General features: G+C 42.7%; 26 protein-coding genes. 11 read left to right on the forward strand and 15 right to left on the reverse strand.

The annotated features are described in order from the left end of the window. Positions 1–2: 2 nt before the first annotated feature. The gene (gene mreD, locus HG267_RS22950) at positions 3–620 is read left to right on the forward strand and encodes a rod shape-determining protein MreD (protein ID WP_045868141.1); all 618 of its coding nucleotides are present in this window, start codon (positions 3–5) and stop codon (positions 618–620) included. Between the two features lie 125 nt (positions 621–745). Further along, positions 746–1,036 (forward strand): hypothetical protein, encoded by a 291-nt coding sequence (locus tag HG267_RS22955; protein ID WP_155538975.1) that lies wholly within the window; start codon positions 746–748, stop codon positions 1,034–1,036. 103 nt (positions 1,037–1,139) lie between these two features. On the opposite strand, the gene HG267_RS22960 is transcribed toward HG267_RS22955, so the two are convergent. Then, the gene (locus HG267_RS22960; RefSeq protein ID WP_045868142.1) at positions 1,140–4,922 is read right to left on the reverse strand and encodes a tetratricopeptide repeat protein; all 3,783 of its coding nucleotides are present in this window, start codon (positions 4,920–4,922) and stop codon (positions 1,140–1,142) included. A 140-nt stretch (positions 4,923–5,062) separates the two neighbouring features. On the opposite strand from HG267_RS22960, the gene HG267_RS22965 reads away from it, so the two are divergent. After that, positions 5,063–5,200 (forward strand): hypothetical protein, encoded by a 138-nt coding sequence (locus tag HG267_RS22965; RefSeq protein WP_155538977.1) that lies wholly within the window; start codon positions 5,063–5,065, stop codon positions 5,198–5,200. A gap of 91 nt (positions 5,201–5,291) precedes the next feature. Further along, the gene (gene ribD / locus HG267_RS22970; RefSeq protein WP_045868143.1) at positions 5,292–6,476 is read left to right on the forward strand and encodes a bifunctional diaminohydroxyphosphoribosylaminopyrimidine deaminase/5-amino-6-(5-phosphoribosylamino)uracil reductase RibD; all 1,185 of its coding nucleotides are present in this window, start codon (positions 5,292–5,294) and stop codon (positions 6,474–6,476) included. A 60-nt stretch (positions 6,477–6,536) separates the two neighbouring features. On the opposite strand, the gene HG267_RS22975 is transcribed toward ribD, so the two are convergent. From HG267_RS22975 to HG267_RS23005, 7 genes are all read right to left on the reverse strand, one after another. Then, positions 6,537–6,752: a hypothetical protein gene (locus HG267_RS22975; protein WP_045868144.1), complete on the reverse strand. Its 216-nt coding sequence runs from the start codon at positions 6,750–6,752 to the stop codon at positions 6,537–6,539. Positions 6,753–7,044: 292 nt separating this feature from the next. After that, positions 7,045–7,326 (reverse strand): hypothetical protein, encoded by a 282-nt coding sequence (locus HG267_RS22980; protein ID WP_045868145.1) that lies wholly within the window; start codon positions 7,324–7,326, stop codon positions 7,045–7,047. Between the two features lie 140 nt (positions 7,327–7,466). Beyond that, the gene (locus HG267_RS22985; RefSeq protein ID WP_052335062.1) at positions 7,467–8,003 is read right to left on the reverse strand and encodes a hypothetical protein; all 537 of its coding nucleotides are present in this window, start codon (positions 8,001–8,003) and stop codon (positions 7,467–7,469) included. Positions 8,004–8,278: 275 nt separating this feature from the next. Next, positions 8,279–8,665 (reverse strand): 6-pyruvoyl trahydropterin synthase family protein, encoded by a 387-nt coding sequence (locus HG267_RS22990; protein WP_045868146.1) that lies wholly within the window; start codon positions 8,663–8,665, stop codon positions 8,279–8,281. Between the two features lie 40 nt (positions 8,666–8,705). Next, complete coding sequence (locus HG267_RS22995) at positions 8,706–10,055, reverse strand: NB-ARC domain-containing protein (protein WP_052335063.1); 1,350 nt, start codon at positions 10,053–10,055, stop codon at positions 8,706–8,708. A 60-nt stretch (positions 10,056–10,115) separates the two neighbouring features. Continuing rightward, the gene (locus tag HG267_RS23000; RefSeq protein WP_155538979.1) at positions 10,116–10,379 is read right to left on the reverse strand and encodes a hypothetical protein; all 264 of its coding nucleotides are present in this window, start codon (positions 10,377–10,379) and stop codon (positions 10,116–10,118) included. 85 nt (positions 10,380–10,464) lie between these two features. After that, a complete protein-coding gene (locus HG267_RS23005; protein WP_045868148.1) occupies positions 10,465–10,719 on the reverse strand; it encodes a DUF6761 family protein in 255 nt (84 codons plus the stop codon). Between the two features lie 563 nt (positions 10,720–11,282). Here HG267_RS23005 and HG267_RS23010 point away from each other — a divergent pair. Further along, positions 11,283–12,053 (forward strand): response regulator transcription factor, encoded by a 771-nt coding sequence (locus HG267_RS23010; protein ID WP_045868149.1) that lies wholly within the window; start codon positions 11,283–11,285, stop codon positions 12,051–12,053. Between the two features lie 77 nt (positions 12,054–12,130). On the opposite strand, the gene HG267_RS23015 is transcribed toward HG267_RS23010, so the two are convergent. The 4 genes from HG267_RS23015 to HG267_RS23030 form a co-directional block, all read right to left on the reverse strand. Further along, positions 12,131–12,913, reverse strand: coding sequence for an ATP-binding cassette domain-containing protein (locus tag HG267_RS23015; RefSeq protein WP_045868150.1), 783 nt, complete (start codon positions 12,911–12,913; stop codon positions 12,131–12,133). Between the two features lie 246 nt (positions 12,914–13,159). Further along, a complete protein-coding gene (locus tag HG267_RS23020; RefSeq protein WP_045868151.1) occupies positions 13,160–13,714 on the reverse strand; it encodes a hypothetical protein in 555 nt (184 codons plus the stop codon). Positions 13,715–13,927: 213 nt separating this feature from the next. Beyond that, positions 13,928–14,389, reverse strand: coding sequence for a DUF4079 domain-containing protein (locus HG267_RS23025; protein ID WP_045868152.1), 462 nt, complete (start codon positions 14,387–14,389; stop codon positions 13,928–13,930). 489 nt (positions 14,390–14,878) lie between these two features. Beyond that, a complete protein-coding gene (locus HG267_RS23030; RefSeq protein ID WP_045868153.1) occupies positions 14,879–15,274 on the reverse strand; it encodes a DUF1830 domain-containing protein in 396 nt (131 codons plus the stop codon). Positions 15,275–15,875: 601 nt separating this feature from the next. Between HG267_RS23030 and HG267_RS23035 the strand changes: the two genes are divergently transcribed. The 5 genes from HG267_RS23035 to HG267_RS23055 all read left to right on the forward strand — a co-directional run bounded on the left by HG267_RS23035 (position 15,876) and on the right by HG267_RS23055 (position 20,314). Beyond that, positions 15,876–17,465, forward strand: coding sequence for a photosystem II high light acclimation radical SAM protein (locus HG267_RS23035; RefSeq protein WP_045868154.1), 1,590 nt, complete (start codon positions 15,876–15,878; stop codon positions 17,463–17,465). Between the two features lie 329 nt (positions 17,466–17,794). After that, on the forward strand, positions 17,795–19,189 hold the full coding sequence (locus tag HG267_RS23040) for a DICT sensory domain-containing protein (RefSeq protein WP_045868155.1): 1,395 nt from the start codon (positions 17,795–17,797) through the stop codon (positions 19,187–19,189). Continuing rightward, entirely contained in the window at positions 19,186–19,821 is a 636-nt protein-coding gene (locus HG267_RS23045) for a pentapeptide repeat-containing protein (protein WP_045868156.1), read from the forward strand. Before HG267_RS23040 ends, HG267_RS23045 begins: the two co-directional genes overlap by 4 nt. A gap of 50 nt (positions 19,822–19,871) precedes the next feature. Continuing rightward, a complete protein-coding gene (locus tag HG267_RS23050) occupies positions 19,872–20,102 on the forward strand; it encodes a hypothetical protein (RefSeq protein ID WP_045868157.1) in 231 nt (76 codons plus the stop codon). Beyond that, on the forward strand, positions 20,072–20,314 hold the full coding sequence (locus HG267_RS23055) for a type II toxin-antitoxin system VapC family toxin (protein ID WP_263419966.1): 243 nt from the start codon (positions 20,072–20,074) through the stop codon (positions 20,312–20,314). Before HG267_RS23050 ends, HG267_RS23055 begins: the two co-directional genes overlap by 31 nt. A gap of 163 nt (positions 20,315–20,477) precedes the next feature. Here HG267_RS23055 and HG267_RS23060 read toward each other — a convergent pair whose 3' ends face one another. Both HG267_RS23060 and clpS read right to left on the reverse strand, forming a co-directional pair. Then, on the reverse strand, positions 20,478–21,329 hold the full coding sequence (locus HG267_RS23060; protein ID WP_045868158.1) for a CPBP family intramembrane glutamic endopeptidase: 852 nt from the start codon (positions 21,327–21,329) through the stop codon (positions 20,478–20,480). A gap of 64 nt (positions 21,330–21,393) precedes the next feature. Continuing rightward, on the reverse strand, positions 21,394–21,675 hold the full coding sequence (gene clpS / locus HG267_RS23065; protein WP_045868159.1) for an ATP-dependent Clp protease adapter ClpS: 282 nt from the start codon (positions 21,673–21,675) through the stop codon (positions 21,394–21,396). Between the two features lie 234 nt (positions 21,676–21,909). On the opposite strand from clpS, the gene HG267_RS23070 reads away from it, so the two are divergent. Continuing rightward, the gene (locus tag HG267_RS23070) at positions 21,910–22,257 is read left to right on the forward strand and encodes a hypothetical protein (RefSeq protein WP_194007915.1); all 348 of its coding nucleotides are present in this window, start codon (positions 21,910–21,912) and stop codon (positions 22,255–22,257) included. An 84-nt stretch (positions 22,258–22,341) separates the two neighbouring features. Here HG267_RS23070 and HG267_RS23075 read toward each other — a convergent pair whose 3' ends face one another. Beyond that, positions 22,342–23,517: a pyridoxal phosphate-dependent aminotransferase gene (locus HG267_RS23075; protein WP_045868160.1), complete on the reverse strand. Its 1,176-nt coding sequence runs from the start codon at positions 23,515–23,517 to the stop codon at positions 22,342–22,344. Positions 23,518–23,613: the final 96 nt, after the last annotated feature.

Consider the following 23,613-nt stretch of genomic DNA (forward strand, 5'->3'; position numbering starts at 1 on the left):
ACATGAAGATGCCTGCATTTACTGGTCGCCGTCCAAATAAGTCAAAACCGTCAGCGCGGAGAGCCAAATTTAAAATCCCGCCGATCGCACGTTGGAATCCTCGCACACGTCAGTTTGTCGATTGGGCGGTGACAGCGGGATCTGTGTTGTTATGTTTGCTATTGTTACCAGCCCGCTTACCAGGGATGGAATTATTGGGGATTGGGCCGAACTGGTTGTTAATTTGGGTGGTGGCTTGGAGTGTAAAACGCACAGTTTGGTCTGGGGCTTTTGCTGGTATAGTTTTGGGCTTACTTCAGGATGGGATGACATCGCCTAACCCCACTCATGCCTTATCGCTAGGAATAGTGGGGATGTTGACTGGTTTGCTTCAGAAGCAGCGTTTTATTGAAGAAGACTTTATTTCTATTGCCTTGATTGTCTTTGTGATGGCAGTTGTCGCTGAGGCAATTTTTGGAGTGGAGTTGAGTTTAATGGGCGATCGCAAAACCGAATACATCTGGACTTATTATCAGCGTGTTGCCTTAGCTTCTGCTATCCTCAGCAGTCTTTGGGCTCCAGTAGTTTACTATCCCCTGAATCGTTGGTGGCAAGAAATGAAATTGTTCGAGCAATCTTAAATTTGCTGCGTCAACTAGTGTTTAGGTGTGGTCGAGATTAAGGAAAACACCATTTTGCAAGTAAATATACCAAGCTGGGGGCACAACAATGTTGTGTCCTTTTGATTTTTCAGCAACATTCAGGCTTGGAAGTGCAAAGTTCTTGTTTGGAACTAGAACATTCTCGTTTTGAGGTGCAACGTTCATGCTTTTTGCTTCAACGTACTTGTTTTGAAGTCCAATGTTCGAGCTTTTTGCTTCAAGTTTCGCCTTCTGAACTCGAAGATTCTCGTTCTGAGGTGCAACGTTCTTGTTTGGAACTGGAACATTCTCGTTTTGAAGTCCAATGTTCGAGCTTTGAGCTTCAACTTTCGCCTTCTGAACTCAAATTATGCACTGCGCGATCGCCTTTAACTACAAATTCAGTAAATGGGTAAAAATCTTTACAGTCATTGCGAGCGAAGCGAAGCAATCCCAGCCCTTGCGATCGCCTTCCTTCCGCTCTGCTACGTTGTGTAATTAATTTATCTGACTAGTTATTTAACCCTGCTCGTCTAACAACTCGTTGAGTGTGTTGCGATCGGCAATACCCCGCAGGATAGCATTGATAATTGGAGCATCATAAAAATCCAAAGGCTCACACAGCAAATCTTCATCTCTCTCACCGTCTAATATCAGGTGAATGGCAGCTACGAGATTAACCAAACCAGCTTTGATCAATTCTTCCAGCACAGGTTCTAGCTGTTGCTTCACTTGTGCATCATTTACCGTCGTAACTACCGTAGCAATAAACCACCCAAACCGTTGTAACTCATAGCGCGTCCCCGCAAATGCTGCCTTTGCCTGCCGCGACAGGCGACGATAGTCTTTAGCTTGGGTGGTTTCGCCTAGTTTTTCAGTAATATCTGCCAAAATATGGTAAATTTTCCAAATCTCAGCCGCAGCAGGGTCTAATGTTTCCTCGATAGCCAATGCTTCTTCTGCTAATTGCCGCGCTTCTGGGAGGCGGCAGGGTTGGTTTTGCAGGAGGTCAGCGAGGTTGTTGAGTGACCTTGATGTTTGTAACCTATCTCCCGCAGTTTTTGCACCTGCGATCGCCTTGCGAAACCAAGCCTCTGCATCTTCCTGTTTACCAGTGTCTGCATTTATTAAAGCTAATTCATTCCAAGTCGTTACAGCACCTTTTAGATTCCCTTGAGATTCATTAATTCTTGCCGCTTCTCGGTAGGCATGTTCGGCAGCATCCCACTCCTTAGCTTGTCCATACACCCTACCCAGTTGATGCCAATACATAGCTTCCACTGCTGGTTCATTCAGTCGCTGGAAAGTAGTCAGTGATTTAATGAAGCATTGTTCTGCTTCTCGGAGGTTACCTTGGCGCAGAAATAAGGTGCCGAGTTCCCCATTTGCTACTGCAATACCTCTAAAGTCGTCAATTTCCTCTTTAATAGCTAATGAAGCCTCATAGGCTTCTCGTGCTTGATCGTAATGCCCCATATACATCAGCGCAACACCCAGATCAGCCTGCAAATTTCCCATCTGACTCTTTACATCGTTAGACTGTTCCAAATGCGTTGCCATTGCCAACCCCTGATGGTAAAACTCTGCTGCCTGTGCTGTTTGTCCTTGAAACCGCAAGCAATTTCCTAGATGATTTAAAGTCAGACAGCCTTCATAACTCGGTTCCTCACCTAAGCCCGTGAGTATCTCACGAAACACCTGTGCCGCTTCTTGATAGCGTCCGGCGTTATATAATTGCTGACCTACATTAGTCCTGGCAAGATACCATGTCTGGGAACCTACTTCCACCTGCACCTGTTCAACTCGTTGGGTGAGTGCAACGCTATCTCTGTTGAGTCCGAATACCTGGAGAATATGGTTTACATTACGAACAAACTCCACCACCCATTTTTCCCCCGTATCCAACGAGCCGTTGACTGCATACAGCAAATTCGGCAGTTCTCTCTGGGCAATAATACGGGTAAAATAAGGATCGTTGCGATCTTCAAAATACAAATATTTAGATGATTCATAATGCCATAGGCGATAACGGGCGAGGAGTTCGCTTTGTACTTCCGGTGACAAGCGCGACCACAAAACAGGGGCTAAGGTGGGATGAAATTTCAGGAAAGGAACACTAAAACCAGGCAGATTTTCTGGTTGTATCAAGCCTGTATTTTCCAGTGCTGGGCGTAGCTGTTGCCATTGTGACTCAGAAATCTCGGTAATTGCTAACAATAAATTTTCCATCGCCCCTCCCTGAAACACGCCTAACTTCGGCAACAACTCCCGCGCCTTATCATCCAACCGTTCCAAAGACAAATTCAAGGATGCTAACAAGGGATTATCGGGTGTTTCCTCAATTAACGCTGCCAACCGTTCCCCCAACTCTGCCACAGGGCGCATTTTCAACTGTCGTGCCAATAAGCCGAGGGAAAGCGGATGAAAATCTACTAACCGAAATAATCGCCTCAACTCATTTCGTTCTGGCAGTTTATATACAGGTGATGGCGGTAGCTTCCACAAACTCTGGATATAAGCCAAAGCATCTTCCCACTCTAAGCCCGACAATGGTAATGAGCGATGTTTTAAACTGCCTTCAATGGCATAATCTGAATGATAAAAATTCGGTGTGCGGCTGGTGAGTAATAGGCGACATTGCCCTACCTCAGACCATTGTTTCGCCACGGTTAACAATTCTTGCAATGCTTCTGGCTGTAAGCTTTCCAAGTTATCTAAAATTAATAACGTCGGTGTTTGCCCCAAAGCAGCAGTCGCGGCTGACACATCAATTAAATTCTGTCCCAATACCGTCGCTAAGGTACTGACCGCCAAGCCTACAGCATCCACACCCTGAAACGCGGCATAATTCACAAAACATACTTTCTCAAACATCCCCGTGCGGGACAACCACCGCCCCGCCTCGGCTGCTAAATAGGTTTTTCCCTGTCCACCAAAGCCGGATATGGTAATACGCCGCGTTCCTTGAATAAACCAGCGTTCTATTTCCCATAATTCCCGACTGCGACCGAAGAAACCAGCTTCTTGGAGTTCGGGGAGGTTGGTAGTAGGTGGGGGGGATGAGGGAGATGAGGAAGATGAGGAAGATGAGGCGGATGAGGGGGTTAATAAAGGGGTATCTCCGGCGGCTTGGTATAAGGCTGGGAGAAACCAGTCTTGTAATTTGAAAATTATTTGCTTGTCTCCTCTTCGCCTTTCGCCGCGTTCTTTGTTGAGGTACAAGTCCCGTCGTCCATTATCTAAGGCTGCGCCGATACCTTCAGCCCGCACTAAGCGTTGATAAAATTTGGCAAACAATTGATGGGCTGTGACTACTAATACTGAATAGGTCATCGCCAATACTGCGGGAATCCCTGCATGGGTTAATCTGGCGGCGACACAACCCATAGCATCCTCACCCGCCACTGTTGCTGACTGACAAGCAGAGAGAACAATTAACCCGACTTTTTGACGGTGCAGCATTTCTCCCAAGGTTTCGGCGCTAATCAGGGCCATCTTGCCTTCTGTATTCTCAAATAACAGATAACCCATATTGCTGCCATTGCCATTTTCCCCTTTGGTCGCTCCTTCTGGGTCACTAGATTTCGCCAGCTTATGGAATCTGCCATCAGGGTCATATACGCCATGCCCATCAAAGTGGACAATATCAATCGCTGGTAGGCGTGAGTCTTCTAAGCGGGCGACTAAATTATCCAAAGTCGCGGGACGCAAAAATTCTACCTCAATTTTTCCTGCTGCTTCTTGAGCCACAGCATCTAACACCGCTTTGGCTTCTCCACGAGGGTCAATAAACCCCGCATCACTGGGACGACTGACTACAAATAGCAACCGCAAACTCTCTTTTGGCTGAACTTTAAACGGTTTGCGTCCACCACCCGCCCCCGCCAAGCGACGACGCACAGAAATCCGGGGATTTTCATTAAATAAATAGATATCTGATGCTGGGTCGCGTAACAACTCCCAAGGTAGAGATAAAATTGCCGGATGACTGGCGCTAATAGTTAATAAGCGTCCTGGTTCATCTGCATCTTGAAAATCATTAAATATCCTCTGGGCGGCGCGATTCTGAAAAACAGCCTCAAATAAGCCTGCACCCCATTGTTGAAAGTTATCTTCAATCCGCTTCGCCCGTTCATCATCCACATCAGCCGTGTAACTTTTAGCATAGACTTCAAAATACCAGCGAATATCTTCCAAGTCTTCGGCTGTTAAGGGAGATATAAAATTTAGCGTGTTAGTTTCTTGGTCATCAAGCCTGACAATAACTTGATTAATTTCCGGAAAACGTAAATTTAATTCCATATTCAGGCGAATAGCAGCTTAAGTATAGGGATGATTCGATTGTAAATAAGCTACCGCCACATTTGCTCGATTCCCAGAGTTTGGGGAAATGAGAGATGAGGAAGATGAGGAAGATAAGGGAGATGAGGAAGATAAGGGAGATGAGGAAGATAAGGGGAAATAACAAACACCAAACACCCAATTACCCATTACCCATTACCAATTACCAATTACCAATTACCCATTACCAATGCCCAATGCCCAATGCCCAATGCCCCATGCCCAACCCTGTAAGTTAAGATCACCAAAAGTAAAAGCTGAATATTACTGTGAAAATCTCGCGCAAAAGAGCAGCTAGCGTGGAAAATATTGAGAGTGTTCCCCAAAATTATGGATAATTCTCCTGTGGTCGCTCAAGCAGATGCATCTCCTAACTACACTCCAGAAAATACGCTTCCAGTTGATTCGGCTGGGAACAGGGTAGGAAGTGATTTTGATTCCCTGATGATGCGGCGGTGTTTGGAACTCGCCCGTCGTGCTTTGGGACGCACTTCCCCAAATCCTTTGGTGGGTGCAGTGGTTGTTAAGGATGGGGAAATTGTGGGGGAAGGGTTTCATCCCCGTGCTGGTGAACCTCATGCTGAAGTTTTTGCGCTCAGAGCAGCAGGAGAAAGCGCTCGCGGTGCTACTGTTTATGTGAGTTTGGAACCTTGCAACCATTACGGGCGCACTCCGCCTTGTTCGGAAGGTTTGATTAATGCGGGAGTGTCAAAGGTGGTGGTGGGGATGGTAGATCCAAACCCACTAGTAGCAGGCGGCGGGATTGCGCGGTTACGTGCTGCAGGTATAGAAGTTTTAGTAGGCGTGGAAGAAGCAGCTTGTCAGCAACTCAATGAAGCTTTTGTACATCGCATTCTCTACAAACGCCCTTTAGGTATTTTGAAGTATGCCATGACTTTGGATGGCAAAATTGCTACTACTTCCGGTCATAGTGCTTGGGTAACAAATCAAGCAGCCCGCGGTGAAGTTCATCAACTACGGGCTGCTTGTGATGCTGTTATTGTGGGCGGTAATACTGTGCGGCAAGACAATCCTTACTTAACTAGCCATCAGGTAGGGGCCCATAATCCCTTGCGGGTGGTGATGAGTCGCCATCTCGACTTGCCAGAAAATGCTCACCTGTGGGAAACAGAGGAAGCTCCTACTTTAGTGTTAACGGAGGTAGGCGCTAATCCGAATATTCAAGAAATGTTACGGCAAAAGGGTGTAGAAGTGGTGGAGTTCACGTCACTCACACCAGATAATGTCATGGGGCACTTGTATGAGCGGGGTTTTTGTAGCGTTCTGTGGGAATGTGGTGGTACTTTAGCTGCAAGTGCGATCGCACAAAGAGCGGTGCAAAAAATTCTTGCCTTTATCGCTCCCAAAATCATTGGTGGTAGTCATGCTCCCACGCCTGTAGGCGATTTGGGTTTTACCACGATGACGGAAGCTTTAACTTTAGAAAATGTTCGCTGGCGTGTAGTTGGTTCTGATTGCTTGGTAGAAGGTTATTTACCCCAACAACATCAATAGCCAATAGCCCAATTTTACTGCCCTGACACTGAGGACTAAGATATTGCGATCGCTCTTGTCTTAACACTGTCGTTCATAAGCTAAATCGCGAATCAAAGACAAACGAGATTGTATGTAATCACAGAGAAAATCTGTTTCTTTCGGTTCTAACAATGCTTGGGTGTTGGTTTGTTTGACTAACCATTGCACCAAGCTAGCATCGTCTAGCTGTAATAGGGTCTTGGTTTGCGCGGTTTCAACCACAGACCATAGCTGACGCATAATCGTAGGAGTCATCAGACCTCAATTTCATTATTAGCTTTAGCTGTTTTCAGATTACACAATTACAGCAGCAAATAACGGAATGAATGTCGAAGCTGAGATAAGTATTATTAAAACCTTAATAAACTGATTTATTTCTTTATGAACGTTCAGAATCAGTTATTTAAATTGACAAATTCCTTTGAAGATTTGACTAAAATTATACAGTATATATGCTTAATTTTACTAGTGTTTTTTGAAAAAACAAAATTAGTGTAACTGCCTACAACCAAATAGAATTACATAATAATTGGTATAATTTTCGACTTTATAGTTGTTGCTGGTAATAAATCTCTATTGCGCCTACAGCTTTTAATAAGGGTGAATCTAAATTCTCAATCCAATCAGCAACTTCCCGCGCCAAGCCTAGTGTGACAGTTCCACCTGATGATTCTAAGCGATCGCTAATCGTTTCGGCTTTAATTTGCTGTAATTGATCGATTAAGTTATTTAATCTATCTGAAGACGGATATCCAGTATCAAGCATCGATTTTCCTACATCTAGCGCTTGATCAATCAGCTTCAGAAATTCTACTTTTTTTGCTTCCATCTTTTTAATTAGAGATATTGGTAAATAATGTTGCGATCGCCGTTTATGAGCATCTCAGTTTTTGGATGTCGGTTAAATATCCAAAATTGCGATCGCAACTTTGTACAAATTTTATCTGGAAGTGATTAATTTGGCACCTTTTATAAAGGACACTTAAATTCTGCTACTTGCAATGGGGTTCCTTCAGACCATTTTAAGTTTGGATCTTTGGAATTCTGAATAAATATTTGCTGTCCGCCGCCTGGATAACATTGTGAAGGTTCTTGAGGCGCGACTATTCCTTGATACACTTTCGTTCCAGCCGGTACAGTGACTGTTAACATTATTTTCGCTTGGTTGCCCCATTCTTGTTTTAAGGCTAATTTTCTAATTACTTCTACATTATTGTTGTAAAGATTGGTAGTGAGATATCTACCAAATTTATTAGTATCACTACTGAAGTAACGGTAGTAAGTTTTAGCTTCTGTGAGTTTCACTTCTTGACATTCAGATTTTAAAAATGTTACTGCAATTTCTGTGGGTAACGGGCAAGTAGAAACAGAAGTAGAAGTATTAGCCTGTGCTTGTAAGCTAGCTTGATTTGCAGCTTTATTTTGAGCCAAGCTACTGCTAGTCATGGTACTCAGGGAGAGAGAGCATAAAGCAAGGGTGGTAAACAAAGGCTGGTATTTTGCCATAGTGGTTTTGAAATCAAAAACTCATTGTTGCTAGTATATAGTTATACCTTTATTGATTGAATTTGTACAGAAAAAAAAGTAATACCAATTTGAAACAAGAATGCGACAGATGGATTGACAGAACTCTTACACAAAGACTAATTCTCAATCCAAAATCTAAAATCTAAAATCCAAAATGGTATAAATAGTGGGTATCTTCAGTCACCCATAAAAAATAGCTCCCCGAATTAACATCGAGAAGCTGAAAGGTTAACCAAAGCAAACTTTAACTAAAATTATTCTTGATACTCAACCCAGCTATTTGCTGTTTCTGAAACCCTTACTTTGAGTTCTACATTTGGCGGTAACTGCTGCTTAGTTCGGTCATAAATATACTTGGCAATCATCTCAGCAGTGGTTTCATATTCTGGGGGTAAGACTTCATTAAGCACGCAGTGGTCGAGTCCTCCTTTAGTTACGTCTTGTTTCGCCCAACGCAAAGTTCTAAAGTCAGCCACCATAACCGGATGTGGACAAAATTCTGAAGAGTGAAGTTGTGATGATTTTGCCTCCATTCTGACTTTATAGGTATGCCCATGCATCCGGCCACAAGGGCCATCGTAATCTTTGATGTAGTGAGCGCTATCAAATGTAAATTCTGTTACTAGTTTCCATTCGGGCATTTTGCAATCACCATAACGAGTGCTAAGTCAGGAAGCAATTTCAACTTAGCACACAGCAAACCTGCCCCATCAGGTTGTCAGTTACGTATTCCATAACTACAGGCTGTTGGCTATAGCGTCCTGATTGCTGTTCGAGAAGCGATCGCCTTTGTAAAGACAAAAGTGCTTCTAATAATTCTCCTTCAGAAATTTTCGGTACAACATCTTGTTGTAATTCCGTTAGCGTTACCCAGGTTTGTTTGAGTGCTAGGGAGTACATGACTTGCTTTTCGTTAGCAGACAGGCGGTGAAACTGTTGCTCTAAAATTACCCAAATGTCACCGAAAACAACTGGCCCTTGCTGTAAAAATTGGGAAATATCGCCATCAAATAAGCTCTGGATCGTTGTTGCAGCAATTTTCAATGCTAAAGGATTACCTGTATAAGATTGAATTAGCTGCTTAGTTTCGGCTACTGAATTGACTAATCCTTTACTTGAGAGGATTTGCTGCGATTCTAATTGTGGTAATCCAGTTAATTGAAGCGATCGCACTGGCAAAGTGTCACCTTCCCTTGCTGTAAACCCGCTGGGAGTCTCCCTAGTAGTAAATATCAAACAACTTTGATGTACTTCGTCTCCCACACGGCGCAAAAGTTGACCATATCCCTCATATCCTGGGGAATAATGTCCTGCGGTTTCCCCTTCCTGAAAAATCGATTCGATATTATCCAGCAAAATCAAGCAGTGTTGGGAACGTAAATACTTAATCAAACACGAAATTTGACCATCTGTGGTTTCTGGTAAATTTACTTCTGTCTCTTGCGAGAGAAACAGAATTAAATCCCGCAGGAGAGTAGAAATCGGTGGGCGATTACGGAGACTACGCCAAATTACAAAATCAAACTTACTCTGTAACTGTTCTGCTACCTTCACAGACAAAGCTGTTTTACCTATTCCCCCCATTCCTAGCAGCATTACTAAGCGGCATTTTTCTTGGATAATCCACTTTTCCAGTAATGCTTGTTCTGCTTTGCGTCCATAAAAAATTGAAACATCTATCGCTTCTCCCCAATCTTGACGGCGCTGGGGTTTCGCATTGGGAAATGCTGTAGTGTTAGATCCTGCTGATTCTGCTGGTACAAAGTTGGCATAATACCTTCGCAGCACTGTTTTAACGTTACTTTTAGCGATGTTTTCTCCCAGTGCTTTTGAAAGTGTCTGCCATAACCGAAAGCCTACATCTCGGATGTAATCATCGTCATAACCTGAGCTTTCAGCAATTTCTGCATAGGTATATCCTTTCCAGCACAATCGCAATACTAACTCTTGAATGTTACTTAAATGCTTTGTCTGCAACACTCTGTCTAATACCAGCATTGCTTGCTCGAAAGTTAATTCTACGGCTGTCACATAAGGTCGTCCTACTAAAGCTGCACTAACCTATCAACGCTTCATCAAGATTTTATGCAGTCAACCCATCAATTTACATTTCTTAGCAAACTGGGTAATAGGTAATAGGTAATTGGTAATTGGTAATTGGGTGTTTGGTGTTTGGTGTTTGGTGTTTCCCCTTGTCCCCTCATCTCCCTCATCTCCCTCATCCCCAGTCCCCAGTCCCCAGCCCCCAGCCCCCAGTCCCCAATCCCCACTTAAAAATCCCCTCAGTGATATAGGGAAATCTAAAATATCACTAAGGGGATAGTTTTTATCAAAAAAATTTCTCCAGTATTTCACACCACTAAACCCCTTGATCAAAGCAGGTAATATGTTATAATCATCTGCGTTGATTAGTGGTTACGCTCAAAAACGGAGCGCAGCATTAATAGTAATCGTGTTGTGGTTCCGGTTCTGGTTGAGTCATTGCAAAGTTTGATGCGTCGTAAAGGTAGCGGCTTGCTTCCTCTTCTAAACGATGAATCAGATAAGGCTCGATTGCGTTGCCGTGCCGCAGAGCGGCGAGATATCCATCCAAATACATCCGCATATCATCCATGCGATAACCACGATTCCATAGCTCGACGAAGGCGTCGGTCAGTCTTTGGTAATAGCGGATGGTTTGTGTGTCTTGGAGCATAACTGCTGAATTAATCTCTTTGGAATGAGAATTGTAAATGATTCACGCGGAAATGTGAAGTGTCACTTTCCCCCTGGCATTGAGTCAAAATCAATATCTCTGTTTTGGGCATTACCCTCCAGCAGCTACAACGTATTTAGATCCTATTCCAGAAAAGCGAGAATAAGATTATTTGGTAAGCTATTTTTATAATTTACTTTTAGTAACATCTCAGCTTTATCTGTGTAAGTCAACACTAAACTGATGCAAGGTGCAATCTGTTTTCACCATCAAGCTGAAAGATAAGAAAGACAAATAGCTAAGGGTTAGCTTTTTGGTGATTAAGTTGTGTTGGATTACTGCGTTGTAGGAGCTTGGATGTTCATCTAGCACTAATTTAAATAATTATAACAAAAATTTAATAAAATTACTAATTGGCTGGGGCTAAAGCATAAGTTAAACTTCTAGCCAATATTTCTATAAGGAAATATAAAGAGAATAGTAGTAGGAGTAACAAAGACTACAAAACCTTGAGACTGGGCTTGTTACTTTGAAATTCATCAACGCTAAGGGGTCTTGCCACCGTGGGTTCGGTTTGTATTGAAATCGTTGAGGGGAATCCCCATCTCAGGTCGTTGCTAGGTTGGCACTTACAACAGTTGGAATATCGAGTACACCAAGCCGCCAGCATTTATCAAGCAAGGGAAGTGTTTTTAAACCAGCAACCAACATTGGTAATTCTGGATGCTGATTTACCTGATGGTGATGGCATTGAGTTTTGCCGTTGGTTGCATCGTCAACAACAACCTTTAATTTTAATGCTATCTGCTCGTAGTAATGAATCTGATATTGTCGCTGGTTTGAAGGCGGGAGCAGATGATTACCTGAGTAAACCTTTTGGAATGCAAGAGTTTCTCGCCAGAGTAGAAGCACTAATTCGCCGCAACCGCACACCAGTAGCACCAGCTTATCTGGATTACGGTTCGCTGCAAATTGATTTAGTGCAACGCCGGGTGAGATTTCAAGGGGAGTTTATTGACTTAACACCCCAAGAATTTAGTTTATTATACGTTTTAGCCCAAGCGGGAGGAGTACCTCTTTCTAGATCCGAGTTACTACGTCGTGCTTGGCCTGACGCTATTGACAATCCCCGAACTATTGATACTCATGTTTTATCGCTGCGGAAAAAAGTTGAACTAGATCCTCGCCAACCTAGTTTAATTCAAACCATCCGCAATGTGGGATACCGATTTAACATGGAAATTTTGAATTCCAATATTCCCAACTCACCAGCAAAGTTAGCTAAAGAGAGATTTAGCAATCAGCGTTCAACCCTTAGTACTCAACGTGTATAGCTGAATCAGAGCAGAAAATTCAAAATTAAAAAATTTCATAGATTTTTGACTTTTGACTTTTGACTCTGGACTCTTAATCAACCCCATTCTTCAGAGGCTTGAGCTTCTGCGTGCATCAAGCTGGTGCGTAAGTTGAACCAGTCTATTTCAGACACTGGTTGATTTGCCAACAACCGACCTTGTTGTAGGTGTAAAAGTCGGGTGCAAAATTCCTGTGCTAGTTCTAGCTGGTGATTTACCATCAGAATTGTGATGTGATGAGTGGTAGCCAGCTGGGTTAAATTTTCTATAACATGAGACGCTGTACCAACATCCAAGGCAGAGGTTGGCTCATCTAATAATAAGATTTTTGGTTGGATAACTAAAGCACGTGCGATCGCTACTAGCTGTCGTTGTCCAGCAGAAAGTTGCACTTCCGTCCTTCCCAACCAATCACTAGGGATACGCAGTTGTTCTATCCAATGACTTACTCGTTGCTGAATTGTCTGTTTGGATAAACCACGCAAAACTAGTGGATAAGCTAAAGCTTGCTCAACTGTCATCCCTAAAAGCTTAGACTCTTGCAATACCAGTGTCACTACCTGGCGTAACTGGAATATAGGAATTTGGCGATATTCCTGATTTTCCAGAAATATTTTGCCATTAGTCGGCTCAATCAGGCGGTTTATCAGCTTGAGTAAGGCTGTTTTTCCTCCGCCTGATGGGCCGACAATCACAATCCGTTCTCCAGCGCGTACCTCGAAACTCATATCCTGCAATATTGGGTATCCTTGATGATTGCTGGAAATTTGGGTTTTGAGCTTTGTAAATAGATTGACTTGCTCTAACCTGAGTGTGGCTTTAGGGGTGACATTATCCAAGTTCAAGTTGCTGGGGAAAGGGTCAATATAATTCGTAATTGATAATAGCCTGCGGCAAGCCCTTCGGGTTCAGCAGTTGCTTCAAGTCGGGAAACCCGCCCAACGCACTGCTTCACCACTGCGCGTCTACGTAATTCGTAGTTAATCTTACTGGAGTTGAAAGAAGAAATAAATATTTATTTTTTCCTTCAATACCCTGATTTACTATGCCTTGTTAATTACGAACTACGAATTACGAATTAGTAATTATTGATTTAAGGCTGTGGTGATAGTCCAGCTATCTACCAACAGTAATAATAACGTGAAACCTAACAAAATTATATACATCCAAGGCTGGGCTAACGGGCGAACATCTGTAGTATCTATACCCGTTTTTTCTTGTACTTGTCTTACCAGTTTGGCAAATCCCGCTACACGCACTGGTAATAAATAAGCTTGTCCTGACTGGCTGAGAAAATAATATACTATACCTCCTTGACCTGTGGTGCGGGGTTTTAATTCTTTGACATCAGACCAGTTTAATAACCAACCTTTACGAAAAAATCGCGGTACCCAGACAGGATAAGTCACCTGAATTCCTTGGTCATCTAAAATGACTCGTTCTGTCAACACTGCATACAAAGCCATAAAACCAATTCCAATTCCTAGCCACAATAAAGCTGGTGGTGTAGGTGCTGCTGTTACCTGCGCTAAAAATGGTAATGGAACTGTGAGTGCTAAGTATAAACTCAGCAGCGTTATTCTAATCAACGGCGAGAGGCGAAAAACAGAAGTTGAGGTGTTAACTAAGTTTGCAGTCACGGCTCAATTACAATCATTGACTTTTATTTCATCCTAACCAAGGACTGAGCAAGCCGTTCATTTTCGCTGAAATTAAAGAGCTGCTTTCACACTTTGGCATATAAATACAGCAAGCACTTTAGTGCTATGTTCAGCATTAAAGTGCTTACTAATTTAGAGAATTGCTTTTGCGATCGCATCTCAATAGTACTTTTATACTAATAAGCTCAAGAATTAAGGTAAATACTTTTGGACGACACTCCAACCTGTGAGTGATACCCAAGCAAAACCTATAAACAGAATAATATTTGTGCCTACGTGTAAAGTTCTCACCCAAGGTCTTTCGGGACTAATTTGGGTTGCACTAACAGCAGATAGCAAAACTAATCCTACTACTACCAACCCAGCAGCCAAGTGAGATGAATGTCCTAGCGAACCGAAATGGCCCAACGTGCCAATAATACCAATCGCCAGTAGTAGTAGCACTAAACCGACCATACTAATGCCTATTGTATAGTGGAGCGATCGCATCCCCGCATTTCCTCTATTTAAGAAAGGTATATTAGGGGGATTTTGCGAACTTCTCGCTTTAAACATCCAAAAACCGGTGGTCGCTAACATCACGTATGCTAGCAAGGATAACCCCATTGACCAAGCCGCTATTTTCCACAACCAAAGAAAAGAAGGCAAATTCATACATTGATTGTAGAAGAGAAAGGGTCATGGGGGCTGAGGATTAGGGATTGGGGACTGGGGAACTCGGGGCCCCCTCTGGGGATAAGGGGTAATGGGGACTGGGTATTGGGGACTGAGAAATGAATTAGGAGATAAAAAAGCAAAGGGGACAAGCAACACCCTATTAACCCTCTTTTATCTTTTTCGGGGAAGAATAATCTGGAATGCTGATAGCATAAGACTTTTACCAAGAAAAAATCATTTCAGCCATTGTGTTAGAAAATAAACGCTCAAATGTCCTTTCTATCTACAGTTCAAAATTTGGCTTTGATTTTTCTTTTCCTGGAGTGACAAAAGCGGGATTAATATGTAAATTCTCTCAAATCTCTTCCTTAATACCTGTTAAAACGTTTCTCTAACAAACACCAAATACCAAACACCAAACACCAAACCACTACTCAACAAAAAAGGCTGCTGGCTTCAGCAACCCCTAATTTTGAGAAAATTTTTTTAATCAACGGAAGCTAAACCAGCGATTGTTAAAGGTTTTGTTGTATCGTCAGTTTTTGTATTAATTGGCTGCACTATTGATGTTTTATTAATAGAGTCTATTGCTACTGATGAGCTGCTACCCAACTCATAAGTACCATCCTCATTAATTGCAAGGCGAACACAAGGAATAGTATCCGATAATATTGCGCTTGCCATCATCCCTGTATGAATCTCCATTTGAGCTTCTTTAGGGGCTGCAAACACGAGCCGTTGTCCAGGAAAAACAACCCTTTCAAAATACCAATTAGGAATGTTGGAGATGCGGGCAACCTGGATTTTGCTCGTGGCATTTACGTAGCAGCAGAGAATAGTTCCCGATTGCTCAGGTGGTAGTGGATCTAATATTTGAGCCATAACTGCTGAGGAGCTTTACGCCACAATTTTACATTACATCTGTAAAAGTAACACTGGGCGATCCCCATAAGCTGTAACTCCGACTACCAACTGCATATTTCTGCAATATTTCTATCTAAAGATATGTATAAGTTGTGAAACTTTTGTAAATATATCTAATTTTTCTATAATTATACACTATAAAGGAAGATCTTGTATATGCATTCCTTGATAAACAAGTTGTTATATAACTTCTTTAATCGCAGAAATTTGAGTGTAGAGGATAACGATGATCCCGCGATCGCTAGGCTGTATTACAAGTAAATTTTTTTGAGCGACTAATTCCCAGAGTTATAGATGAGAATCGTCGCTTAAGGAATAGACTCAATGTTATGGTAAAGCTATAAGCAAAAAATCTTCATAAACCAAACCTATGGCTATCATACCTACTGGTATGCCGAGCAATTTTTGCTATTTCAAAAGTTACCAGTAGGGAATTCGCTTTGAGCGAGACATAGCTTAAATGTTAAGTGCGATCGCGCTCAAATCAAGCAGCCTAAATCAATACATACAGTTAACAACTGGATGTTTTTTCACTCACTTTCCCCACAGAAACGGCAAGATGGCAGTTAACGCAAGCACAATGGAAAATCGAATTCTTTACGTTCGCCTTCCCTGTAACCCCATCTTTCCCATTGGGGTTGTCTACCTTAGCGATCATGTCCACAAACAGTTTTCTAATATTGAGCAGCGTATCTTTGATTTGGGATGCGTACCACCTTTAGACTATGCTCAAGCCTTAGAGCGCTGTATCGATGAATTTAAGCCTACACTGCTAGTATTTTCTTGGCGAGATATCCAAATATATGCCCCAGTGGGCGGTCGTGGTGGCAACCCGTTACAAAACGCTTTTGAATTCTACTACGCGAAGAATCCGCTGATAAAATTACGCGGGGCTTTGGGTGGCTTGCGAATTTTCATTGCTTACTACGTAGAGTTATGGCGCAATCTGGGATTAATTAAACGTGGCTTAAAACGCGCCCAGAGGTATGCGAAAACTGCGCGTGCAGTTGTTGGTGGTGGTGCAGTTAGCGTATTTTACGAACAGTTGGGTAAAAGCTTACCTGCAGGCACAATTATCTCTGTAGGTGAAGGAGAAACCCTCTTAACTAAATTTTTAAGTGGTAAAGAGTTTCGTGATGAACGCTGCTATGTAGTCGGAGAAGCGCAACCAAGACAGCGCTTAATTCACGAACAACCCACACCGCTAGAAAAGACTGCTTGTAACTACGACTATATCGAAACCATCTGGCCAGAATTTAACTATTATCTCCAAGGGCAAGACTTTTATATTGGTGTCCAAACCAAACGCGGATGTCCTCATAACTGCTGTTATTGCGTCTACACCGTAGTTGAAGGCAAACAGGTACGCATTAACCCAGCCGATGAAGTAGTAGCCGAGATACGTCAATTATACGATCGCGGTATTCGCAACTTCTGGTTTACCGATGCCCAATTCATCCCCGCCAGAAAATTTATCGATGATGCAGCAGAACTGTTACAAAAAATCGTCGATTCTGGGATGACAGATATCCATTGGGCAGCATACATCAGAGCCGACAATCTCACACCCGAATTGTGCGAATTGATGGCGAAAACTGGGATGAATTACTTTGAAATTGGAATTACCAGTGGTTCTCAAGAACTCGTGCGGAAAATGCGGATGGGGTACAACCTGCGTACTGTCTTGCAAAACTGTCGCGATTTAAAAGCTGCTGGTTTCAATGACTTAGTTTCCGTCAACTACTCCTTTAACGTTATTGACGAACGTCCCGAAACCATCCGCCAAACCATCGCCTATCACCGTGAACTCGAACGCATTTTTGGCGCAGATAAAGTTGAACCAGCCATTTTCTTTATTGGACTACAACCTCACACCCATTTAGAAGAATATGCCTTTAAACAAGGTATTCTCAAACCTGGGTATAATCCTATGAGCTTAATGCCGTGGACAGCCAAAAAACTCCTGTGGAATCCAGAACCCTTGGGTTCATTTTTTGGTGAAGTCTGCTTGCAAGCTTGGCAACAAAACCCCAACGATTTTGGACGTGAAGTTATGAAAATCTTGGAAGAGAAATTGGGTTGTGCTGATTTAGAAGCAGCACTATCTGCGCCAATGGAGAAAAACGACAAACAATTAGTAGGTGTTTAATTAAGCATCTGGGGTAGGCTTTTTGCCTACTCCAAATTTGAGACTCGCATCTTCAAAATCAACCCACAACCAAATAAGAAAATCTATCTTTCCCATGCCCCATTCCCAATGCCCCATGCCCCCTTCGGGTTCGCAGTCGCCTGCGGAGGGAAACCCTCCCGCAGCGCTGTCTCACCATTCCCAATTTACGTAAGCTAACTTTTGTATAAATATTCAGACTTTTGGTCTGTAGCGTAATTCATACAGCAAAAAGTAAACTGAAAAAGTTATAGACAAAATTAAAATTTTTTATCTTACGCCCACCTTCGCGGTTGATTTAAACAAACCCCATGTTAGAAGGCTCCATACTCCAACAATTAGAAAGTAATCATCGCCGTAGTGTTAGACCAATTCGCTTCGGAGTGTATTACAAAAATACCCTAGTTGCCTTGTGTCATGCCTTGGAAGACCATATTCTCAAAGATGATGGTCAGCCCTTAGTGATTACTGCCTTCCAACGAGGTAAATGGTATCTCCAAGAAGCAGAAAGATACGCAGACATCGCTCAAAAAAGCGGCCAAATTGTGATTATGGCTGCCTCCGATGCTGGTTTTGCGGAACATTCTACCAGCAAACTACCGAATGTAGACTTAGTAGCTTTAGATCCCACCGACCCTGTAGCTCAAGAGTGGCACTTAATTATTCTCTCGCCTAATTACACAGCAATGGTAATTTGTCAAGAATTATCAGAAGCTGATTATGGCAGTGGTGGGCTACCCGCATCAGACTTAGAGCGTAAATTTTATGGCTTATGGACATTTGAGCCAGAGTTAGTCAGAGAGACAGCAGAATTAGCGATCGCTCATATTAAACCATTAAACCCAGAACTAGCAGACAAATTAACTGCCTATAAAGATGCCATTAAGCCTAGTTTAGTGACACCAGAAGATTTGAGTGCAGTTGTTTCCCTTGTCGTTGATTACCTCCAGACTGGGCAGGAAAATTTACCCGTTCCCACAGCGCTACGTCAGCAAGTACTAGACAACAACTTGGTTTCTAATGAAATCCAAGCATTCTTGCGGATGGCACAATTAATAGATTTGGCAGATATTAATAACCCAATGGCTGCGGCGGAAGTCGTAGCCCTGTCCGAAACAGTAGGGCAATTATTAAATCTCCCTGCATGGCAAATTAAAAGATTGCGCCTAGCCGCTTTGTTGCACCGCATAGATCCTTTACAAAAAGCCGAAAGCGTTCTGGTGCCAGGTAGCTCTAGACGTTACCACGAAGAAGACTCCAATCGTCCCTTAAGCTGTCCCCTAGTACCCGGCGCACAAGTATTGCGAACCATGCCCAGGTTACGAGCAGTTGCTCAAATTATTACTCATCAAACTGAGTGGTGGGATGGTTCAGGAGAGCCAGCCGGTTTAGCTGGAGATGAAATTCCCCTAGAATCACGCATTTTAGCCTTAGTTGCAGACTTTCAATGGCGAGTCAATCAGAAAAAATCTCCCCAAATCAGCCGAGAGGAAATTTTTACTCAAGCTTTAGATGAGTGCAAACAACAATCAACCCGCTTTGACCCTAAACTTGTAGATACCCTAGCTTTGTTAGTCATGGGTTTGCAACAAGGATTAGACTTACCTTTAATAGAAACCAAAGTCAGTGCCGGAATGTGGCTAATTGATTCCCGTTGGGATAGTCACAGTAAGAGTAGTGAGGAGATTGGTAGTTACCCACAATGAATATTGAAGCTATTAAATTAGGAACTCTTAAACAACTCCCAGGAGCAAATTTAGAAGACGAGGAACTCTCTCAACTTGATTTAAGCCGCATCAATCTTGCAGGTGCTACCCTTGTAGGTGCCAATTTCACTGGTTCCAAATTTGAAGGTGGACATTTAGAAGGCGCAAATTTGATGGGAGCCAACCTCCAAGCCACCGACTTACGGGCAAACCTCATGGGAGCAAATTTGATGCAAGCAGATTTAACTGGTGCTGACTTGCGTGGTAGCAATTTGCGCGGTGCTAACTTTATGGGTGCGACACTCAGTGATGTGTCATTGACAGGTGCTTTTTTGAGTGGCGCTAATTTGATGAACGTCAATTTACAAGGCGTTGATTTACGCAGTGCTGACTTGCGCGGTGCTAACCTCACAGGAGCAAATCTCAAAGGTGCAGACTTAACCCGTGCTGATTTGCAAGGGGCGTTGTTAAGCGAAGCCAATCTCGAAGAAGCCGATTTGCGTGGAGCGAACTTAGCTGGAGCTAATTTTACTGGCGCAAATTTATTATGTGCTGAGTTAGAAGGTGCGAATTTAAACGGTGTGAATTTAGATAGGGCTTGCGTAGTAGGAACAGTTGTGGAGAGAGTTTAATCAGACTTAAGCATTGTGAGAATTTTCTCAGGTGAAGCAGGTGAAAAGTTGTGAGCCTAAATGATGTAATTAAGCTAGCAAAGCAACTTTCTAGTGTGGACAAGTTGCGATTAATTCAGGAAATTACCCCTGATTTAGAACGCGAATTAATGTATGGAGTGCCCATTCCGCGCAAATCATTGTGGGGTTTGTGTGCTGATTTAGGTTCAGCCCCCAGCACAGAGGAAATTGATGAATCCCGTAGCGAGGAATGGATCAACTTCCCACGGGAGGATATTTAATGCTGCGTGCTGTAGCTGATACCCATACAGTCATTTGGTACATTTTTGGCGATTCCCGGCTATCGACAACAGCAAAAGATATGATCGAGCAAATAGTATCTGATGGCGATCAAATTGCATTTGCTTCGATTACCTTAGCCGAGATTGTTTATTTAAGCGAGAAAGGACGCATTTCTGCACTAACGTTGGGAACGTTGGCTTGCAGCTGTTGATGCAAGGAATGCTGTATTAGTTGAAGTTCCTTTTGATCGTCATATTGCTCAAGCTTTATGTTTAGTTAATAGCACACAAGTACCAGATTTACCAGATCGCATTATTGCAGCTACAGCCTTATATCTCGGAGTTCCTGTGATTAGTAGGGACAGCAAGATTCAACTATCTAGTGTTCACACTATTTGGTGAAAGCAAATTTGTGGTTTTTCCTCGCATCCACAAAGCTAATATAGTCATAAATAAAACACCCATTGCACCTTGTAAAGGATTATTATTCACACCTGTAACCCAATCAGGAACTTGCCCAGAATATTTGATTAATCTCCCAATATTAATAATGTAATAGCCCCAAACTAAACCACCATGTAACCCAATTGGTAAACCAAGTCTGCCTCTACGCCAGCGCTTGCCCCATACCTGCGTTAATCCTAATAATACTAAAGCTGGAAATTGCGGCAGTGTATGAATAATTGCTGCTAAAGGCTTAATAAAGTGTAATCCAGCAAATACAATTGCATCTATCCATAAAGAAATATTTGGGTTGTAATTACGTTCCAATTCATTCAACAACCAACCTCGGAATAATAATTCCTCAGCAAAACCTACAGCGAAACCAACAATTAAACCTTCTAAAACAATTTTTAATAAAAAAACTTGCGGTTGTTGCCACACTAACCAACCAAAAGCACCTTGCAATCCAAATACTATCAATACAGTAATTAATCCAATCGCCAAACCACGCAGCCAATCTACACCGTTCTGACGAGAAATTTCTAAGCCATAATGCCGTAGTATTTGAGGTTCTTGATCAACATACTTACCCCATAACCGCAGTAGCAAAATAAATTCTACATATAGCAGTACCATTGTTAATATACTTTCTAAATTAGAATCATCCACTAGTAAGTATATTGGTGCAGCAACAGGCAACCATAGCAATAACAAAGCCAAAATAAAACAACCCAGCCTTATAGGGGCAGGGCGTTGAGCTAAATCGAGCAGGTTAATTTTCATGTAAAAACAGTCAACAGTTACAAGTCAACATTTTAAATTGAGACTCATAATTGATGACGTATGATTATTCATCAGGTTCAATAGTGCTACTCAAACCGTGACTTTTCAAAGTTTCACAGTAGAACTCAGCATGTTCCTGAGCGCAAGTAATCACTAAAGCTAGCCCGTTAGTATGGGCTTCCATCATAATGCTAATAGCCTGGGGCTGGGTGATGCTCGGCACTGTGGTCATTAGTACCTGTACCACGTACTCCATAGAGTTGTAGTCGTCATTATGGAGCAAAACGCGATACTGAGGCGCGAGCTTGCGGGTTGTGGAACGCTTCTCAATGGTTTCGACTGACACGGCTCTTGCTCTTTCTTGGTTGATTTACTACAACAGAGTATCTGTCTTGCGATCGCTTAACAGTTATTCACCTATTTTATAACATTTATATTCAGACTGAGTTTGATTGCGAAATCGAGGTCTAAAAAATTGTAGCTGTCATGGTATTACCTTCAGGTTGCAGCTGTAGCGCCATCTCAGTTTTACCATGAAGAAAACTACAATATTATTCCTGCTGCTTGAAGCTGCTTGATTATGGAGATAAGCCTGGAATTTCAATCAGGACAAATTGTTTCGTTAAAACATGGCGACAAGAATTTATATGCAGAAGTCATTCAAGTCGTGGTTTCGCGCCAGTTGTGCTGGGTACGTCCTTTAGTGCTGGTCGATTTTTTTACAGAACCGCCCCAAATCACTGACTTACGAGATGCATCCGATTTGCTATGGCCTGTAAATTTATTTCAACCGGCCTTAGACACAGAAGTCATTACAGTATTAAGTCAGGTTTTAGCGAAAGAACCCAAAACAGAACCTGACGCACTAGCCAAGCAGCAACTGCATCAGTTTATTCACTTAGTTTGGCAGGAAGGGGTTAGGGGCTAGGGGGATGAGGGAGTAGGGGAGAAACTCAAAAGTTCCATTACCAATTACCCATTACCAATGCCCAATGCCCAATGCCCAATGCCCTTATGCCTCATATCTAATCCCAGCATCTTTTAGGCGTTGAATTGCTTCATGCATTCGCTCATCCGTTATGGTTAAGGCAATCCGGAAAAAGCCTTCTCCAGATGTGCCATAACCATTACCTGGAGGCACAAGAATGCCGCATTTGTCAAGTAACAGGGTAACAAACTCTGTGGATGTATATCCTGGGGGAACTGGAACCCAAACGTAAAGAGTAGCTTGTGGAGGCTGAATTGGCCAGCCTAGAGATTGCAACCCTGTGACAATAATGTCTCGACGATTTTGGTAAACGCAGATGAGAGATTGTAATTCTGCTTCATTGGTAGAATAGGCTGCGATCGCACTTTGTTGAATTGCCTTAAATACCCCAGAATCGACGTTGCTTTTCACCTGGGTTAAGCCTTTAATCCCAATCGGATTCCCAACCGCAAAACCAATCCGCCAGCCTGTCATGTTGTAGGACTTAGACAGACTGTGAAACTCAATTGCTACATCCTTGGCACCTGGAACCTCTAGCACACTGGGGGGTTTGTAGCCATCGTATGCCATTTCTGAGTAAGCGTTGTCATGGCAGAGCAAAATATCATACTGCTTACAGAAAGCTACTAATTCTGCAAAAAAATCTAGTGTTGCTATTGCCCCCGTCGGATTATTAGGATAATTAATCCATAAAAGTTTCGTTTTATGGGCAATTTCCTCTGGAATCATATTCAAGTCAGGCAAAAATTTATTTTCTGCCTTCAGAGGCATTGTATAAGGCTCACCACCAGCAAATAATGTTGCAGTTCGGTACACTGGGTAACCAGGATCGGGTATGAGGGTATAGTCTCCTGTTTCGACAAAAGCTAAAAAGGTGTTATGAATCGCTTCTTTAGAACCAATCGAACAGACAACCTCTGTATTTGGATTTAAATCGGCCACACCAAACCGACGTTCCATCCATTTAGCGGCGGCTTCCCGAAATTCTTGAGTACCTTGATAGGGTGGATAGTTGTGAGTAGCAGCGTCATCTATCGCCTCATGCATTGCCTGGAGAATATGAGCCGGAGTTGGTTTATCTGGATCGCCGATCGCCAAATTGATGATATCAACTCCCTTAGCTTCAAGTTCATGCCGTTTGCGGTTAATTTCAGCGAACAGGTAGGGAGGAATTTTTTCTAGGCGTTTAGCGAACTGCATGGCGACTTACTACTAATGCAAATTTTTGATGCTCACTAGCACAGTTTACGCCAGAGTAGGTAACGAAATCTCCAACTCACGCCAAAATAACGCCAA

Origin of the sequence: Tolypothrix sp. PCC 7601 (assembly GCF_025677855.1) — a bacterium.
Lineage (GTDB): Bacteria > Cyanobacteriota > Cyanobacteriia > Cyanobacteriales > Nostocaceae > Aulosira > Aulosira diplosiphon.

Coding starts and splice junctions, on each gene's coding strand:
- HG267_RS23030 (WP_045868153.1), bottom strand. CDS start 15,274: ATGGCTCAAATATTAGATCCACTACCACCTGAGCAATCGGGAACTATT.
- HG267_RS23045 (WP_045868156.1), top strand. CDS start 19,186: ATGAATATTGAAGCTATTAAATTAGGAACTCTTAAACAACTCCCAGGA.
- HG267_RS23025 (WP_045868152.1), bottom strand. CDS start 14,389: ATGAATTTGCCTTCTTTTCTTTGGTTGTGGAAAATAGCGGCTTGGTCA.
- HG267_RS23055 (WP_263419966.1), top strand. CDS start 20,072: ATGGATCAACTTCCCACGGGAGGATATTTAATGCTGCGTGCTGTAGCT.
- HG267_RS23075 (WP_045868160.1), bottom strand. CDS start 23,517: ATGCAGTTCGCTAAACGCCTAGAAAAAATTCCTCCCTACCTGTTCGCT.
- HG267_RS23060 (WP_045868158.1), bottom strand. CDS start 21,329: ATGAAAATTAACCTGCTCGATTTAGCTCAACGCCCTGCCCCTATAAGG.
- HG267_RS23040 (WP_045868155.1), top strand. CDS start 17,795: ATGTTAGAAGGCTCCATACTCCAACAATTAGAAAGTAATCATCGCCGT.
- HG267_RS22965 (WP_155538977.1), top strand. CDS start 5,063: ATGAGGAAGATAAGGGGAAATAACAAACACCAAACACCCAATTACCCA.
- HG267_RS22980 (WP_045868145.1), bottom strand. CDS start 7,326: ATGGAAGCAAAAAAAGTAGAATTTCTGAAGCTGATTGATCAAGCGCTA.
- HG267_RS23005 (WP_045868148.1), bottom strand. CDS start 10,719: ATGCTCCAAGACACACAAACCATCCGCTATTACCAAAGACTGACCGAC.
- mreD (WP_045868141.1), top strand. CDS start 3: ATGAAGATGCCTGCATTTACTGGTCGCCGTCCAAATAAGTCAAAACCG.
- HG267_RS22960 (WP_045868142.1), bottom strand. CDS start 4,922: ATGGAATTAAATTTACGTTTTCCGGAAATTAATCAAGTTATTGTCAGG.
- HG267_RS22975 (WP_045868144.1), bottom strand. CDS start 6,752: ATGACTCCTACGATTATGCGTCAGCTATGGTCTGTGGTTGAAACCGCG.
- ribD (WP_045868143.1), top strand. CDS start 5,292: ATGGATAATTCTCCTGTGGTCGCTCAAGCAGATGCATCTCCTAACTAC.
- HG267_RS22985 (WP_052335062.1), bottom strand. CDS start 8,003: ATGGCAAAATACCAGCCTTTGTTTACCACCCTTGCTTTATGCTCTCTC.
- HG267_RS23070 (WP_194007915.1), top strand. CDS start 21,910: ATGGAGATAAGCCTGGAATTTCAATCAGGACAAATTGTTTCGTTAAAA.
- HG267_RS22990 (WP_045868146.1), bottom strand. CDS start 8,665: ATGCCCGAATGGAAACTAGTAACAGAATTTACATTTGATAGCGCTCAC.
- HG267_RS23035 (WP_045868154.1), top strand. CDS start 15,876: ATGGCAGTTAACGCAAGCACAATGGAAAATCGAATTCTTTACGTTCGC.